Genomic DNA, 703 nt, shown 5'->3' on the forward strand with positions numbered 1-703 from the left:
GGCTAGTTTAAATATAAAAAGACCGAAGTTAAAAGAATTTGTAGTCTTAGTGGACGTGGGGAAGCCTTTTAATGAGCTTGCATGCCTTCATACGTATGATTTGTTAGTTTTGCTGCTTTTGGTACGTAAAGAACGGGCGAAGGCGTATGATTTAAAGCTAACGCTTAAAAAGGCTGCTAAGAGCCCTCAAATTGACGAAGTAACGTTAACTATTCAGAAGATCAAACGGACTTTATACAAAGCGTATGAGAGTAATAGAAGGCATATTAATAGATAGGATGTGGTATAAGCCTCAACGAGTAGATGACAAATTGTTAGCAAAATTGGCTAAAAAGCTACGAAAAGAGTATAAAAAATCTCGACTCAAGGATATTCAAAATGAAAAAATACTTAGTCATGAAGAAATGGAATTTGCCAACGAATTGCAAGATAATACTAAAGGAATGAAACTTGTGCCTGATCGTAAAATCAAGAATAACATTCCTTTTGTTCAAATTATCCAGCATAATTTTAGCTATTTAAGAAAAGAAGGCTATTTAACCTTGGCTGAGGAAGATTTTTTAGTAGGTATTTCAGAATTTTTAGATTTTTCATCAAATTGTATAGAAGAAGAAAGACCAAATTCATTTAAATCAATCTGATTTGGCTAAGGCTTTAGGAAGAGGAAAGAATAAAATTAGCCCGTTAGTTACAAGTTTAGTAG

The 703-nt window shown here is 33.1% G+C and carries 1 protein-coding gene and 1 pseudogene; both read left to right on the top strand.

Annotated features, from left to right (window positions below; all coding sequences use genetic code 11):
* Nucleotides 1–277 (top strand): annotated as a pseudogene (locus RB298_RS08270) (hypothetical protein); the annotation flags it as partial.
* Between the two features lie 34 nt (nucleotides 278–311).
* On the top strand, nucleotides 312–641 hold the full coding sequence (locus RB298_RS08275) for a hypothetical protein (protein WP_486046749.1): 330 nt from the start codon (nucleotides 312–314) through the stop codon (nucleotides 639–641).
* Nucleotides 642–703: the final 62 nt, after the last annotated feature.

Source organism: Priestia sp. BR_2, from assembly GCF_041954005.1.
Lineage (GTDB): Bacteria > Bacillota > Bacilli > Paenibacillales > Paenibacillaceae > Paenibacillus_AQ > Paenibacillus_AQ lautus_A.